This is a genomic window from Enterobacter cloacae complex sp. AR_0002, from assembly GCF_001922365.1.
GTDB classification, from domain to species: domain Bacteria; phylum Pseudomonadota; class Gammaproteobacteria; order Enterobacterales; family Enterobacteriaceae; genus Enterobacter; species Enterobacter hormaechei_C.
This window is the reverse complement of the sequence record NZ_CP018814.1, coordinates 2672265-2687820: the sequence shown is the minus strand read 5'-3', so window position 1 is coordinate 2687820 and position 15556 is coordinate 2672265. Positions and strand designations below refer to the sequence as shown.

The 15556-nt window shown below is 55.6% G+C and carries 13 protein-coding genes; 3 read left to right on the top strand and 10 right to left on the bottom strand.

What is annotated here, in order from left to right; translation table 11 throughout:
• Positions 1-21: 21 nt before the first annotated feature.
• The 10 genes from AM329_RS13275 to thpR form a co-directional block, all read right to left on the bottom strand.
• A complete protein-coding gene (locus AM329_RS13275; protein WP_023324169.1) occupies positions 22-633 on the bottom strand; it encodes a fimbrial protein in 612 nt (203 codons plus the stop codon).
• Between the two features lie 325 nt (positions 634-958).
• Complete coding sequence (gene panD / locus AM329_RS13270) at positions 959-1339, bottom strand: aspartate 1-decarboxylase (RefSeq protein ID WP_003856284.1); 381 nt, start codon at positions 1337-1339, stop codon at positions 959-961.
• Between the two features lie 31 nt (positions 1340-1370).
• The gene (gene panC, locus AM329_RS13265) at positions 1371-2222 is read right to left on the bottom strand and encodes a pantoate--beta-alanine ligase (RefSeq protein ID WP_003856282.1); all 852 of its coding nucleotides are present in this window, start codon (positions 2220-2222) and stop codon (positions 1371-1373) included.
• Between the two features lie 11 nt (positions 2223-2233).
• Positions 2234-3025 carry a 3-methyl-2-oxobutanoate hydroxymethyltransferase gene (gene panB, locus AM329_RS13260; RefSeq protein WP_003856280.1) on the bottom strand — a complete coding sequence of 264 codons (792 nt, stop codon included), beginning with the start codon at positions 3023-3025 and terminating at the stop codon, positions 2234-2236.
• A gap of 123 nt (positions 3026-3148) precedes the next feature.
• Positions 3149-3628, bottom strand: a complete 480-nt coding sequence (gene folK, locus AM329_RS13255) for a 2-amino-4-hydroxy-6-hydroxymethyldihydropteridine diphosphokinase (protein ID WP_032608527.1) — start codon at positions 3626-3628, stop codon at positions 3149-3151.
• Positions 3625-5022 carry a polynucleotide adenylyltransferase PcnB gene (pcnB, locus tag AM329_RS13250; RefSeq protein WP_071785222.1) on the bottom strand — a complete coding sequence of 466 codons (1398 nt, stop codon included), beginning with the start codon at positions 5020-5022 and terminating at the stop codon, positions 3625-3627. Before pcnB ends, folK begins: the two co-directional genes overlap by 4 nt.
• A 42-nt stretch (positions 5023-5064) precedes the next feature.
• Complete coding sequence (gene gluQRS, locus AM329_RS13245) at positions 5065-5955, bottom strand: tRNA glutamyl-Q(34) synthetase GluQRS (protein WP_032608529.1); 891 nt, start codon at positions 5953-5955, stop codon at positions 5065-5067.
• A gap of 59 nt (positions 5956-6014) precedes the next feature.
• On the bottom strand, positions 6015-6470 hold the full coding sequence (dksA, locus tag AM329_RS13240) for an RNA polymerase-binding protein DksA (protein ID WP_001155232.1): 456 nt from the start codon (positions 6468-6470) through the stop codon (positions 6015-6017).
• Positions 6471-6646: 176 nt separating this feature from the next.
• Complete coding sequence (sfsA, locus tag AM329_RS13230; RefSeq protein WP_003856251.1) at positions 6647-7351, bottom strand: DNA/RNA nuclease SfsA; 705 nt, start codon at positions 7349-7351, stop codon at positions 6647-6649.
• Positions 7341-7895, bottom strand: a complete 555-nt coding sequence (gene thpR / locus AM329_RS13225; protein WP_003856249.1) for an RNA 2',3'-cyclic phosphodiesterase — start codon at positions 7893-7895, stop codon at positions 7341-7343. Before thpR ends, sfsA begins: the two co-directional genes overlap by 11 nt.
• A 73-nt stretch (positions 7896-7968) precedes the next feature.
• Here thpR and hrpB point away from each other — a divergent pair, with 73 nt between their 5' ends.
• The 3 genes from hrpB (at position 7969) to fhuA (ending at position 15516) form a co-directional block, all read left to right on the top strand.
• A complete protein-coding gene (gene hrpB / locus AM329_RS13220; protein ID WP_032608530.1) occupies positions 7969-10398 on the top strand; it encodes an ATP-dependent helicase HrpB in 2430 nt (809 codons plus the stop codon).
• Between the two features lie 144 nt (positions 10399-10542).
• Entirely contained in the window at positions 10543-13068 is a 2526-nt protein-coding gene (gene mrcB, locus AM329_RS13210) for a bifunctional glycosyl transferase/transpeptidase (protein WP_032608531.1), read from the top strand.
• A gap of 237 nt (positions 13069-13305) precedes the next feature.
• A complete protein-coding gene (gene fhuA, locus AM329_RS13205; protein ID WP_032608533.1) occupies positions 13306-15516 on the top strand; it encodes a ferrichrome porin FhuA in 2211 nt (736 codons plus the stop codon).
• The last annotated feature ends 40 nt before the right edge of the window (positions 15517-15556 follow it).

Sequence of the window (15556 nt, the reverse complement as noted above, 5' to 3'; positions counted from 1 at the left end):
ATTTTATCTATGCTTTTAAAATTACTCGTAGATCATGGTGAATGCAGCTTGTGCCTGAACCACACCAGCTGACACTGGGTTGTTGGCCGCATCCCAGTTCTGACCTTGGGTATACGCTACACGGTAGTAAAGTGCGCCTGCGCCTGTGGTATCAATCGTTGCTTTCTGGGTATTGTTGGTCTGATCCAGTTTGATCTGATCGGTAGCGGAGTTGCCATCGTTTGACAGTACCAGATTGACGTTTTTAGCGGCGCCTTGAGTGTTTGATGGTGGAACCAGCAGACCGCCGGAAGTTGAAGAAGAACCCGCCCAGGAATCAAACTGAGCGGATGCCTGTTTGACGGTAGCAGAATCACAACCTGTCAGGGTGAGGGAGAATTTCTTTTCTCCCAGGGTGCTGGTGGTACCCAGCGCATTAGCGAAGTCTTTTACAAACACGGTATCCAGGTTAACGTCAAAATCATTACCATCCTGGTCAATCTTCTGATCCAGGGATACTTTACAGGTGTTATTAGAAACCATACCGTGGAAAGTAATAGTGCCTGTATCTGAAGGAATATCAGCTGCCATTGCAGAACCCGCACTCAGAACCATTGCTACTACAGTTGCCAGACCTAATTTATTAAAAGACATTTTTTATATCCATATTTAAATGCTAGAAAAGTGCACATAAGCAAGGCTTATGTTCGTTCCGAACAGATGCTTCGGGAAAAGGATTCTAAGTGATGAGTAATGGTTGTGAGAAGCCGTAAGATGTTAGAAATACTTAAACGATCTTTAAGCCAATGTGATTATTTAATAGTAAGTGATAATAATTGTTCATCATTTTGATGATCGGGTGCTCGGCAGGGTGACTTTAATATATTAATAAAAAAATATAAAAAGAACGCTATTCATTTTAATTATGTATAAATTACCCAACCTATTTTGCCGGGTAATTTATAACAGTACTATTGGCTTAGGCAACCTGCACCGGAATCGCCTTCGCGGTACGTTTCATCTCATTATCGCCTTCAAAGTAGGCCACTTTAGGCTGCCAGCGACGTGCTTCTTCGTCAGACATCATCACAAAGCTGGCAATAATGACGATATCGCCTACGTCCGCGCAGTGCGCTGCTGCCCCATTAACGGAGATGATTTTAGATCCGCGTTCAGCGGCAATCGCGTACGTTGAAAAGCGTTTGCCGTTATTAACGTTCCAGATATCAATAGCTTCGTTTTCGAGAATACCCGCCGCGTCGAGAAAATCCTGGTCGATCGCGCAGGAGCCTTCATAGTGCAGGTCGGCCTGGGTGACTTTCACACGGTGAAGCTTACCTTGTAGCATTTTGCGAATCATTACGTTTACCTTTCACTTCCGGGTAGTAAAACTACGCCAGTTCAACCACTTTGTTATCGATAAGGCGGGCCTGGCCGAGCCATGCCGCCACCAGAATTACCGCACGTTTGCTGGTCTCTGTAAGCGCCAGAAGCGTATCGGCATCCCGAATTTGAACGTCGTCAGCACGAAGACCTTTCTCGTTCAGCGCCTGTTCAGCCAGAGCGATAATTTCTTCTGCGGTTAACTCTTTTGCCAGCAGTTGCTCTGCCATGGTATTCATGACTTTGCTTAAACCCGGCGCAATTTTACGCTGTTCGGCGGTCAGATAGCCGTTACGGGAGCTGAGCGCCAGGCCATCTTTCGCACGCACAATCGGTACGCCGACTATCTCAATGTCGTAGCCCATATCGGCAACCATTTTGCGGATCAGCGCCAGCTGCTGGAAATCTTTCTCGCCAAAACAGGCGATGTCCGGCTGCACCAGGTTAAACAGCTTGCTGACGATGGTAGAAACGCCACGGAAATGGCCCGGGCGGCTGGCGCCCTCCAGCATGGTCGAAATACCCGGCACATCGACGTAGGTCGATTCAGTGGTGCCCTGGGGATATACATCTGCGGGGGCCGGAGCGAAGACGATATCCGCATGACGTTTTTTGAGCTTCTCGCAATCTTCCTGCAAGGTACGTGGGTAGCGCGCCAGATCGTCTTCGCGATCGAACTGCATCGGGTTAACGAAGATACTGACTACCACAATATCTGCACGGGCTCTCGCTTCATCGACCAGCTTCATATGGCCGTCGTGCAGGTTGCCCATGGTTGGAACAAGGGCGATACGTTTACCTTCCTGACGTGCACGGCGGATATGCTGGCGCAGCAGCGGCAGAGTTTCTATGATTAGCACACCTGGACTCCTTAATGGAAACTGTGTTCTTCGCCCGGATAAACGCCGGACTCAACCTCGGCAATATACTGCCGCACAGCAGCACGCATGTCGCCTGCTTCTGTCAGGAAATTTTTAGCAAATTTTGGAATGTGGCCGCCGGTGATCCCGAAGGCGTCGTGCATGACCAGAATCTGGCCATCGGTGACGTTGCCCGCGCCGATGCCGATCACCGGAATCGACAGCGCCTCAGTGATACGCTTAGCCAGCTCAACCGGTACACACTCCAGCACCAGCAGCTGTGCGCCCGCGGCTTCCAGCGCCACGGCATCATCAAACAGCGTCTGCGCCGCATCGCCTCGGCCCTGCACCTTATATCCGCCAAAGATGTTTACAGACTGCGGCGTCAGCCCCAAATGACCACAAACCGGCACGGCGCGTTCGGTAAGCATTTTTACCGTATCGACCAGCCAGGCGCCGCCTTCGATTTTGACCATATTGGCGCCAGCACGCATCACTGTCGCCGCATTTTCAAAGGCCTGTTCCGGGGTGGCATACGCCATAAACGGCAGATCGGAAAGCAGCAGGCAGGCGGGCGCACCCCGGCGCACGGCGCGGGTATGGTAAGCAATATCCTCGACCGTGACCGGCAGAGTGGAATCATGTCCTTGTACCGTCATCCCTAACGAGTCCCCGACCAGCATGACGTTGATCCCTTCTTCGGCAAACAGTTTTGCGAAGCTGTAGTCATACGCGGTGATAGTGGCGAAGCGTTTTTTTTCCTGTTTGCATTTCTGCAATAAGGAGATGGTGGTTGGTTTCATACTGTTTCCTGATGGCCCAATAGCGAATCTTTGCGCATTCTAACAGTAACATTCGAGGGAACAATGATTTTAGGCAATCGATTAACCGCAAATAAGGAATGGTTAATCGATGCAGAGGCGGGATTACCAGCGGGTCGGTTTATCCGCGTTGAGATTTTGCAGAACGGCTTGCAGCGAGGCGCCGTCAGGGAAGGTGAGATCGGGCGCGACTTCAAACAGCGGCCAGAGCATAAACCCGCGGTTTTTCATGTCGTAATGCGGAACGGTGAGGCGTTCGGTGTTAATCACCTCGTGGCCGAAAAGCATAATATCGAGATCGAGGGTGCGCGGTCCCCAGCGTTCGGCTTTGCGGACGCGACCCTGCTGTAGCTCAATACGCTGGGTATTATCCAGCAGCGTTTCTGCGTCAAGGGTCGTTTCCAGCACCACGGCGGCGTTCAGATAATCAGGCTGATCCTGCGGGCCGAGCGGCGGCGTACGGTAAAATGAGGACAGCGCGACGATGCGGCTTTGCGGGATCTTCCCCAGCGCCTGCACGGCAGCGTTAACCTGCTCCAGCGGAGAGGCCAGATTGCTGCCGATGGCGATATACGCAAGGGTCATGCCGTGCCTTCACGACGCGGTGCGCGTTTGCGCGGGCGACGGTGACGACGGCGCGGTGCCGGCTCGTCATCCAGATCCGTAAGCATATCTTTCTGCTCTGGTGGTGCAGAGACCTGAAATTCTCCCCACCACTGCGCCAGACGCTGTAGCTCCTGGTTTCTTTCGACTTCAGCACGCAGAGAGAGCAAATCGAACGCGGCGCGGAACTTAGGATGCTCCATCAGCTTCCAGGCGCGTTTACCCTGACGGCGGGACATACGCAGCTGAAGCTGCCAGATATCACGCACCAGCGTGGTAATACGTTTCGGGATCGCCAGCGTGCGACAGCCTTCGTCCAGCACGTCGTTTGCCGCCAGCGCGAACGCATCATAATAGGCGAGACCACTCTCCTGAGTGATGCGCTGCGCCGTTTCCAGCAGCGGATACCAGAACATGGCCGCGAACAGGAACGCCGGATTCACGCGCATATCGTTATGAATACGGGTATCTGTGTTCTTCAGCACCTGTGCAATCATCCGCTCCATTGCGCTGTCACCGTTTTCGGTGAAGTAGCGGGTAATGGTCGGGAACAGCGGCTGGAACAGGTTGTATTCACGCAGCAAATTGTAGGTTTCAAACCCGTAGCCTGCCTGGAGCAGCTTTAACGACTCCTCAAACAGACGGGCAGGGGGGACGTCGTTAATCAGCGTCGCCAGGCGCGGGATCGGCTCTGCGGTTTCCGGACTGATACGCATGTTCAGCTTGGCGGCGAAACGCACGGCGCGCAGCATTCGGACCGGATCTTCGCGATAGCGCGTTTCCGGCGTGCCGATCAGGCGAATCAGGCCGTCTTTCAGATCCTGCATACCGCCGACGTAATCGCGCACGGTAAAATCCGCCACGCTGTAGTAAAGGCTGTTGATGGTGAAATCGCGACGCTGAGCATCTTCTTCAATAGAGCCGAAGATGTTGTCGCGCAGCAGCATGCCATTTTGGCCGCGCTGGGAAGTCGTGCGATCGTTGACGCCCGCTTCGTGGTGACCGCGGAAGGTCGCCACTTCAATGATTTCTGGTCCAAACATCACGTGCGCCAGACGGAAACGGCGGCCAACCAGACGGCAGTTGCGGAATAATTTACGCACCTGCTCAGGTGTGGCGCTGGTCGTCACGTCGAAATCTTTTGGTTTTTTGCCCAGCAGTAAATCGCGCACCCCGCCGCCGACGAGATAGGCCTCGTAGCCTGCTTTATTCAGACGATAGAGCACCTTGAGGGCATTTTCACTGATATCTTTGCGGGAAATATTGTGCTGCTCACGCGGAATGACCGACATGTGTGGCTGTGCAATAGCGTCGTTCGCCATGCTCTCTTCGCGGCTCAGCACTTTACGGCAAAAATTAGCGACTCGGGTAAAAATAGTACACCTCGTAGTGTGTTTTGTTATCAAAAAAGCGGCTAATCATAGCTCAGCGCAACGCATTTGAGAATGCTGGATTTTTGGCACGGCCATAAGCGCCCAGTCAGCAATGGCCGTTTTCAGCAATTCATCCAGACTCAGATCCTGCCATTCCTGCGTTACATTCTGGTTGAGAAATCGCAGCGCGTCGATCAAAACCGGGCGCGGATCGCCGTCAGGCAGCGCCGGGGCATGATTCTGTTTCGACAGCTTATTTCCCTGTTCATTGACCGCCAGCGGCAGATGGATGTAATCCGGCACCGTCCAGCCAAACTGCTGGTAAAGCGATATTTGCCGCACGGTAGGCTCAACCAGATCCGCCCCGCGCACGATTTCCGTGACGCCCTGGAAATGGTCATCGACAACCACCGCCAGGTTATAGGCAAACAAACCATCACGACGGTGAATAATAAAATCTTCACGCGCCAGGCGTTCATCCGCCTGAATGGTTCCTGAGAGAACGTCGGTAAACTGCGTCACCGGAGAACGCTGTATCAGCCGTACGGCAGCATTCTCAGGACCGTTGTGCCGCGTACGACAGTGGCCGTCGTAAACGCCACCCACGCTTTGAATTCGCGCCCGCGTGCAGGTGCAGTTATAGGAAAGGCCCTGTTCAGTAAGCCACGCCAGACGTTCACGGTAGGCATCATGGCGTTGAGACTGCCAGAGTACGTCGCCGTCCCAGTGAAGACCGTAATGTTCCAGCTGACGCAGAATAGTTTCTGCTGCACCGGGAACTTCACGCGGAGGATCGATATCTTCAATGCGGACCAGCCATTGACCCTGACGGGCGCGAGCCTGTAGGTAGCTGCCAAGCGCGGCAATTAATGAGCCGAAGTGTAATTCACCGGAGGGAGATGGCGCAAAGCGCCCGATATAGTGAGATTCAGACATATCAACGGTAACAAGGCGGGAGAGACTCCCGCCTTAGCAGAGTAGTGAGAGGGCAGGCGTTAGCCAGCCATCTGTTTTTCGCGGATTTCTGCCAGCGTTTTACAGTCGATGCACAGATCGGCTGTTGGACGCGCTTCCAGGCGACGAATACCGATTTCAACACCGCAGGATTCGCAGTAGCCAAAATCTTCGTCCTCGACCTTCTTCAGCGTTTTTTCGATCTTTTTGATCAGTTTGCGCTCGCGGTCACGGTTACGCAGTTCGAGGCTGAACTCTTCTTCCTGAGCGGCACGGTCGACCGGGTCCGGGAAGTTAGCAGCTTCGTCCTGCATATGTGTAACGGTGCGATCGACTTCATCCCTGAGTTGATTACGCCATGCTTCAAGAATACGCTTGAAGTGCGACAGCTGGGCTTCGTTCATATACTCTTCGCCCGGCTTCTCTTGATACGGCTCCACCCCAGCGATGGCGAGAATACTCAGGGACGATGTTTTACGGTTTTGCCCTTCTTGCATGTTGCTTCTCCTTAACACGCACTATCGATCCCCGTGTTGGGGGAAAAATCAGGTCGCTATAAATAGCAGATGCTTTTCCGTATGGCAATTATCTAAACGTAACACTTGACAACCCTGTGAGGAAAAGCGTATTTGCGCACGCGGCCAGAACACTTATTAGTCAATCGTCTAATCCCTTATAAGACAATGGGAAGAGAGGATCTCAGAGTCATATTATCGGCAGAAAGTTCCGCTTTATAAGCGAAAATCTCTACCCCCTGCTTTTGTGCCTCATTCAACAATTGCGCGTATTTAGGATCAATATGACGGGCCGGGGAAAACCGTTCAATGGCTGAATGCAGAACCGCAAACAGCAACACGGCGCGCTTGCCCGCCGCCGCTACACTCATTAGCTCTCGCAGATGCTTCTGGCCACGTAGCGTTACCGCATCCGGAAAGAAGCCGTTTTCCTGTTCCGCTAACGTCACTGATTTCACTTCAATATAGCACTCAGGGCGGTCTTCCGCCTGTAACATAAAATCAATTCTGCTGCCTTCATCGCCATATTTCACTTCGCTTTTTTGCGTGCCGTAACCCACCAGTTCAGGAAGCATTCCATTTGTCAGAGCTTCCTTAACCAGCTGATTTGCGCGCAGGGTATTAACGCAAATAAATGCCCCGCTTTGCGTCTCGGTCATTTCCCAGGTATGGGGATATTTGCGTTTAGTATTTTCTGATGTGGAATACCAGACCGTGTCACCCGGCGTGGCGCAACCGGTCATGGCGCCGGTGTTAGGGCAGTGCAGCGTGAGCGTTTCGCCCGCAGGGGTGATCACATCAGCGAGAAAGCGTTTGTAACGCTGGATCAGCGTGGCGGGCTGGAGTGCAGGACTAAACTTCATCAGGATTCCTTAACGTGTCGCCCAGCGTCCAGCGCTGGAGCGGAGTATAGCGGGTGCGTCCTTGTACAAAGGCAGATTCGTACAGCGCAAATTCATTCACCTGAAAGGACCAGTGAAAGCCCGGTGGCGGGATGGCAACGGCCTGACCCGCATCGCGCAGCAGGGTAATGTGGGGATGAAACGGCTGCGGGCTCTGATAACAGCCGCTGCGCGCGGCCTGCGCCCGCAGCATGTTGGCGAGCTGTAGCAGTCCGCGAGGGGGCTGCCGCGTCCCCAGCCAGACCACCCGAGAGCGCAGCCATTGCCCGGCATCGTCAAGATGCAGCGTAAACCCCGGCTGCGAAATGCGTCCGGCCATTGCGCTTAACGCGCGCTGCTTTTCAGCGCTTACTTCACCAAGAAAGGCTAACGTCAGGTGCATATTGGCGGCGACGACGGGGCGGCCCGCTTCCGCGGGGAAGTGGCTGGCGCGCCAGCGAACAATCTGCCGTTGAAGCGTGGTGGGTAATTCAATGGCGAAGAATAGCCGTTTAGACTCAGACATGCGCAAGACTCGGTAATGATATGCGCCGATGCTACAATGTACGCCGATTAATGTTAACCCTCTGGAGCCGTAAGTGTCCTCTTTGCCCGTCGCCGTCGTCCTTCCTGAGCTTCTCGCAGCCTTAGAACATGCGCCACAGGTTTTGCTCAGCGCGCCCACCGGAGCGGGTAAATCCACCTGGCTGCCCCTGCAAATTCTGCGCGATGGGAACATCAGCGGGAAAATTATCCTGCTGGAGCCGCGCAGGCTGGCGGCGCGCAATGTGGCGCAGCGCCTGGCGGAACTGCTGAATGAAAAACCGGGTGAGACGGTAGGGTACCGGATGCGCGCCGAAACCTGCGTTGGACCATCCACGCGGCTGGAAGTGTTCACCGAAGGTATTCTTACCCGTATGTTGCAAAACGATCCGGAGCTGACCGGCGTCGGGCTGGTGATCCTTGATGAATTTCACGAGCGCAGCCTCCAGGCCGATCTGGCCCTTGCGCTGCTGCTCGACGTTCAGCAGGGGCTGCGCGACGACCTTCGGCTGCTGATTATGTCGGCGACGCTGGATAACGAGCGGCTCCGGCAGACGCTCCCTGACGCGCCGATGATCTCCTCTGAAGGGCGTGCGTTCCCGGTCGAGCGCCGCTATCAGCCGCTGCCTGCCCATCAGCGTTTTGACGAAGCGGTTGCCATCGCCACCGCCGAATTGCTCCGCCAGGAGCCCGGCTCGCTGCTGCTGTTTTTACCCGGCGTAGGCGAAATCCAGCGCGTACAGGAGCAGCTGGCATCCCGGGTGAACAGTGACGTTATGCTGTGCCCGCTCTACGGCGCGCTGCCGTTGGCTGACCAGCGCAAGGCGATCCTTCCCGCACCGGCGGGGCAGCGCAAAGTGGTACTGGCAACCAATATCGCGGAAACCAGTTTGACCATCGAAGGCATTCGCCTGGTGGTGGACAGTACGCTGGAGAGGGTGGCCAGTTTTGATCCGCGTTCCGGGCTGACCAGGCTGCTGACGCAGCGCATCAGCCAGGCCTCAATGGTGCAGCGCGCAGGGCGAGCAGGGCGTCTTGAGCCGGGTATTTGCCTGCATTTAACCAGCGCCGAGCAGGCGGAGCGTGCGGCATTCCAGAGCACGCCTGAGATTTTACAAAGCGATCTCTCCGGACTGGTGATGGATCTGATGCAGTGGGGCTGTCCGGACCCTGACCAGCTCACCTGGCTTAATCCTCCGCCTGTCGTCAACCTTTCCGCCGCGTGCAGTCTGCTGACCCAGCTTGGCGCGCTGGAAGGCGAGCGACTGACGGCGCGCGGCCAGAAAATGGCGGCGCTGGGCAACGATCCACGTCTGGCGGCAATGCTGGTAGCAGCACAGGGCGACGATGAAATTGCCACGGCGGCAAAACTGGCGGCTATTCTTGAGGAGCCGCCGCGCGGTGGCGGCAGCGATCTGGGACAGGCCTTTTCACGCCATCAGGGAAACTGGCAACAGCGGGCGCAGCAGCTGTGTAAACGCCTGAATTGCCGGGGCGGTTCGCCTGACAGCGATAAAGTTATCCCTCTGCTGGCCCAGGCCTTCCCGGACAGAATCGCGCGCCGTCGCGGGCTGGATGGTCGCTATCAGCTGGCAAATGGGATGGGCGCGATGCTGGACAGCGATGACGCCCAGACGCGTCATGAATGGCTGATCGCGCCGCTCTTACTCCAGGGCAGCCACTCCCCGGACGCGCGTATTTTACAGGCGGTTGCCGTGGATATTGACGTCCTGACGCGTGCCTGCCCGCAGCTGCTTCAGCAATCTGACATCGTGGAATGGGATGATACCCAGGGCACGCTGAAGGCGTTCCGTCGTAGCCAGATTGGCAAACTGACGCTCGGGACGAAACCGCTGGCGAAGCCGTCGGAGGAAGAGTTACACCAGGCGATGCTGAATGGCATTCGGGAAAAAGGGCTGAGCGTACTGAACTGGACGCCGGAGGCTGAACAGTATCGCATTCGTCTGCACTGCGCCGCGAAGTGGCTGCCGGAACAGGGGTGGCCAGCGGTGGATGATGAGACGCTGCTTGCGACGCTTGAACAGTGGCTGTTGCCGCAGATGAGCGGCGTACACTCCCTGCGCGCCCTGAAGGCGCTTGATGTTAAGGCAGCGTTACAGAATTTACTGGACTGGTCGTTACGTCAACGTCTGGATAGTGAACTGCCTGGGCATTACACTGTGCCAACCGGGAGCCGGATTGCCATTCGTTATCATGAGGATAATCCGCCGGCGCTGGCGGTTCGGATGCAGGAGATGTTTGGTGAGGCCACCACGCCGTCCATTGCTGAAGGCCGTGTGCCGTTAGTGCTTGAGCTGCTTTCGCCTGCGCATCGTCCCTTGCAGATCACCCGCGACTTGGGGGCGTTTTGGGCAGGGAGCTATCGTGAAGTGCAGAAAGAGATGAAAGGGCGATATCCCAAACACGTCTGGCCGGACGATCCGGCGAATACCGCGCCGACACGGCGCACGAAAAAATATTCGTAATGGGGAAAGTGCGGGCTGATGCCCTCACCCCGGCCCTCTCCCACAGGGAGAGGGAGAAACAAACTTTGAGAGATTTCTTCTTTCACTGACCTGTGCAAGATAAGAAAATCTGGCCTTTGCGCCTGAATGTTGCGGAGAAAAAGCATGGCGGGGAATGACCGCGAGCCAATAGGACGTAAGGGAAAGCCGACGCGTCCGGCGAAAGAAAAGGTAAGCCGTCGTCGCCTCAGAGATGAGGAGTATGACGATGACTATGAAGACGATTATGAGGATGAAGAACCGATGCCGCGTAAAGGGAAAGGCAAAGGGCGTAAGCCTCGTGGTAAGCGCGGCTGGTTCTGGCTGCTGCTGAAGCTGTTCATTGTTTTTGTTGTCCTGATCGCGATTTACGGCGTTTATCTGGATCAGAAGATCCGCAGCCGTATTGACGGGAAAGTCTGGCAATTGCCTGCGGCAGTATACGGCCGCATGGTGAACCTTGAGCCGGACATGTCCATCAGCAAGAACGAGATGGTGAAGCTGCTGCAAGCCACGCAGTATCGTCAGGTCACGAAAATGACCCGTCCAGGCGAATTTACCGTCCAGGCGAAAAGTATTGAGATGATCCGCCGTCCGTTCGACTTCCCGGACAGTAAAGAAGGGCAGGTGCGCGCGCGTCTGACCTTTGACGGCGATCGTCTGGAAACCATTGAGAACATGGATAACGATCGCCAGTTCGGTTTCTTCCGTCTCGATCCGCGTCTCATCACCATGCTGTCGTCCGCAAACGGCGAACAGCGGCTGTTCGTGGCGCGTAACGGCTTCCCGGATTTGCTGGTGGATACCCTGCTGGCAACCGAAGATCGCCACTTCTACGAGCACGACGGTATCAGCCTTTACTCCATTGGTCGTGCGGTACTGGCGAACCTGACCGCCGGGCGTACGGTGCAGGGGGCGAGTACCCTGACCCAGCAGCTGGTGAAAAACCTGTTCCTCTCCAGCGAGCGCTCTTACTGGCGTAAAGCCAACGAAGCGTACATGGCCGTGCTGATGGATGCGCGCTACAGCAAGGATCGTATTCTTGAGCTGTACATGAACGAGGTGTACCTCGGTCAGAGCGGCGATAACGAGATCCGCGGCTTCCCGCTGGCGAGCCTGTACTACTTTGGCCGTCCGGTAGAAGAGCTGAGCCTTGACCAGCAGGCGCTGCTGGTGGGCATGGTGAAAGGCGCGTCGATCTACAACCCGTGGCGTAACCCGAAACTGGCGCTGGAGCGTCGTAACCTGGTGCTGCGTCTGCTGCAACAACAGCAGGTGATTGACCAGGAGCTGTACGACATGCTGAGCGCACGTCCGCTGGGCGTTCAGCCGCGCGGTGGGGTGATCTCTCCGCAGCCTGCCTTTATGCAGATGGTGCGTCAGGAGTTGCAGTCGAAGCTCGGAGATAAAGTGAAAGATCTCTCAGGCGTGAAGATCTTTACCACCTTTGATTCCGTGGCGCAGGATGCGGCAGAAAAAGCGGCGGTAGAAGGTATTCCGGTGCTGAAAAAGCAGCGTAAGCTGAGCGATCTGGAAACCGCGATGGTAGTGGTTGACCGTAACACCGGCGAAGTTCGTGCCATGGTGGGCGGTGCTGAGCCACAGTATGCGGGCTATAACCGCGCAATGCAGGCGCGTCGTTCGATTGGTTCACTGGCAAAACCGGCGACTTATCTGACCGCGCTGAGCCAGCCGAACCTCTATCGACTGAACACCTGGATTGCCGATGCGCCAATCTCCCTGCGCCAGCCTAACGGCCAGGTATGGTCACCGCAGAACGATGACAGACAGTTCAGCGGTCAGGTGATGCTGGTGGATGCGTTAACCCGCTCGATGAACGTGCCAACGGTTAACCTCGGGATGGCGCTGGGCCTGCCAGCCATCACCGACACCTGGCAGAAGCTGGGCGTACCGAAAGATCAGCTGCACCCTGTGCCAGCGATGATCCTGGGGGCGCTTAACCTGACGCCAATCGAAGTGGCGCAGGCGTTCCAGACCATCGCCAGCGGCGGTAACCGAGCGCCGCTCTCCGCTCTGCGTTCGGTGATTGCCGAAGATGGCTCCGTGCTGTATCAGAGCTTCCCGCAGGCGGAGCGCGCTGTTCCGGCACAGGCGGCCTATATGACGCTGTGGACCATGCAGCAGGTGGTTCAGCGCGGTACCGGTCGTCAGCTGGGGGCGAAGTATCCTGGTCTGCATCTGGCGGGTAAAACCGGGACCACCAACAACAATGTCGATACCTGGTTCGCCGGTATTGATGGTCGTGAAGTGGTCATCACCTGGGTGGGGCGAGATAACAACCAGCCGACCAAACTGTATGGCGCGAGCGGTGCTATGTCGATTTACCAGCGCTACCTCGCGAATCAGTCTCCGGTGCCGCTGAACCTCGTTGCTCCGGAAGATATCGTCGATATGGGCGTGGACAGCTCGGGTAACTTCATTTGCGGCGGTGGCGTGCGTACGCTGCCGGTCTGGACGACCAACCCGGATGCGCTGTGCCAGCAAAGCCAGCCAGAAGAACCGACAGGTAACCCGTTCGATCAGTCTTCTCAACCTCAGCAGCCGCAGCAGCAACAGCCGCAGCAGCAGGAAGAGAAGAAAGACAGCGACGGCGTCGCCGGCTGGATCAAGGATATGTTCGGCGGGAACTAACCCTACTGATACCCCCTTCTCAGGAAGGGGGTATTTTTTCACCTCAGTAACTCATTTCCTTAACCCTGTTTACAATCCTTATTAACGACCCATTTTCCGTTGATTATTTCTTAAACCCTCAATTCTTGTAGGGCCGCATATCGCTTGCTATGCCGTCAGCGTTTCGCATATTATTCTGCGGTCATAATAATAATTCTCGTTTACGTTATCATTCACCTTTTCCATCAGAGATCCATCATGGCGCTTTCCAATACTGCTCAGCCAATTAACACGTCGCTGCGTAAACTCGCAGTCGTCGTAGCCACAGCGGTTGCCGGCATGCCTGCTTACGCACAGGCCGCTGAAACCCCCAAGAAAGAAGAAACCATCACCGTGACTGCCGCACCGGCTGCACAGGAAAGTGCCTGGGGTCCTGCACCGACGATTGCAGCAAAGCGCACTGCAACGGCGACGAAAACCGATACACCGATCGAGAAAACCCCGCAGTCTATTTCCGTGGTTACACGTGAAGAGATGGACATGAAACAGCCGGGAACGGTTAAACAGGCGCTGGCCTATACCCCAAGCGTTTTCGCAACGCGCGGCGCATCAACAACTTACGATGTGGTTTCGATTCGTGGTTTCACGACCTCCAGCACCGTGAATACCAACCAGTATCTGGATGGTATGAAGTTGCAGGGAGACAACTACTCTGAAGCGTCCATGGACCCGTACTTCCTTGAGCGCGTAGAGCTGCTGCGTGGCCCGACGTCTGTACTGTATGGCAAAAGCCATCCTGGCGGCGTAGTGAGTATGGTCAGCAAGCGTCCAACTACGGAACCGTTGAAAGAAATTCAGTTCAAAATGGGGACGGATAACCTCTGGCAGACCGGGTTTGATTTCAGCGACGCGATTGACGATGACGGCGTGTGGTCCTACCGTCTGACCGGTCTGGGGCGCAGTGAAAATGCGCAGCAGGAAATGGTGAAGTCTACTCGTTACGCGATTGCGCCGTCTTTCAGCTGGCGTCCTGATGATAAAACCGATTTCACTTTCCTGAGCAACTTCCAGAGCGATCCGGATGCGGGTTACTACGGCTGGCTGCCGCGTGAAGGTACCGTTGTGCCTTACTATGATGCTAACGGAAAAGCGCACAAACTGCCGACCGACTTCAACGAAGGCGATGAAGACAATAAGATCTCCCGTCGTCAGAAAATGGTGGGTTACAGCTTCGCGCATGAATTCAACGACACCTTCACCGTGCGTCAGAACCTGCGTTATACCAAAATCAACACGCTTTACCGTTCAGTTTACGGTAACGGCTATATCGCCCCGGCCCAGATCAGCCGCGCGTACGTGCGCTCAGATGAAGACCTCAACTCGTTCACGGTTGATACACAGCTCCAGTCGAAATTCGCGACCGGCGCCGTTGACCATACCCTGCTGACGGGTGTGGATTACCTTCGTATGCGCAATGACATTGATGCTGACTACGGTACCGCCGATCCGATCAGCATGAACAATCCGCAGCACGGCAATGCGAACGTTAATGTGAACTTCCCGTATGCCATGCTCAATCGCCAGGAGCAGACCGGTCTCTATGCGCAGGATCAGGCGGAATGGGATAAGTGGGTACTCACCCTGGGTGGCCGCTATGACTTTGCGAAAACGTCTGCCTTTAACCGTAATAACGGAACCACCGCGGAAATTAACGATCAGGCATTTACCTGGCGCGGGGGGATTAACTACCTGTTCGACAACGGGATTACACCATACTTCAGCTACAGTGAATCTTTCGAACCGCTCTCTGGCACTACTCAGGGTGGTAAACCGTTCGATCCGGCACGCGGCAAGCAATATGAAGCGGGCGTGAAGTATGTTCCAAAAGATCTGCCTGTTGTGGTGACGGCAGCGGTATACCAGCTGACCAAGAACAATAACCTGACCGCCGATCCGGCGAACCCGACCAGCGGCTTTAGCGTGCAGGGCGGTGAAATTCGCTCCCGTGGCTTTGAGCTGGAAGCGAAAGCGGCGGTGTCGGCTAACGTGAACGTGACGGCGGCCTACAGCTACACCGATGCGGAATACACCCACGATACCTGGTATGAAGGTCGTCGTCCGGCAGAAGTACCGCGCAACATGGCATCCCTCTGGGCGGATTACACCTTCCACGAGACGGCGCTGAGTGGCCTGACCGTCGGTGCAGGCGCGCGTTACATCGGTAACACGGTGACGTACTACTCCTCAGCGTCGCCTAAAGCCTATGAGTCCTTTAACGTCGCGGGTTATGCCCTGGCGGATGCGACCGTGAAATACGATCTGGCGCGCTTCGGTCTGCCGGGCTCTTCCGTCGGCGTCAACGTGAACAACATCTTTGACCGTGAATACGTCTCCAGCTGCTACAGCGAGTATGCATGCTACTGGGGAGCAGGACGCCAGGTTGTTGCCACGGCGACCTTCCGCTTCTAACCTCTTTATGGGCACGGTTCGCCGTGCCCTTTTTATTTAA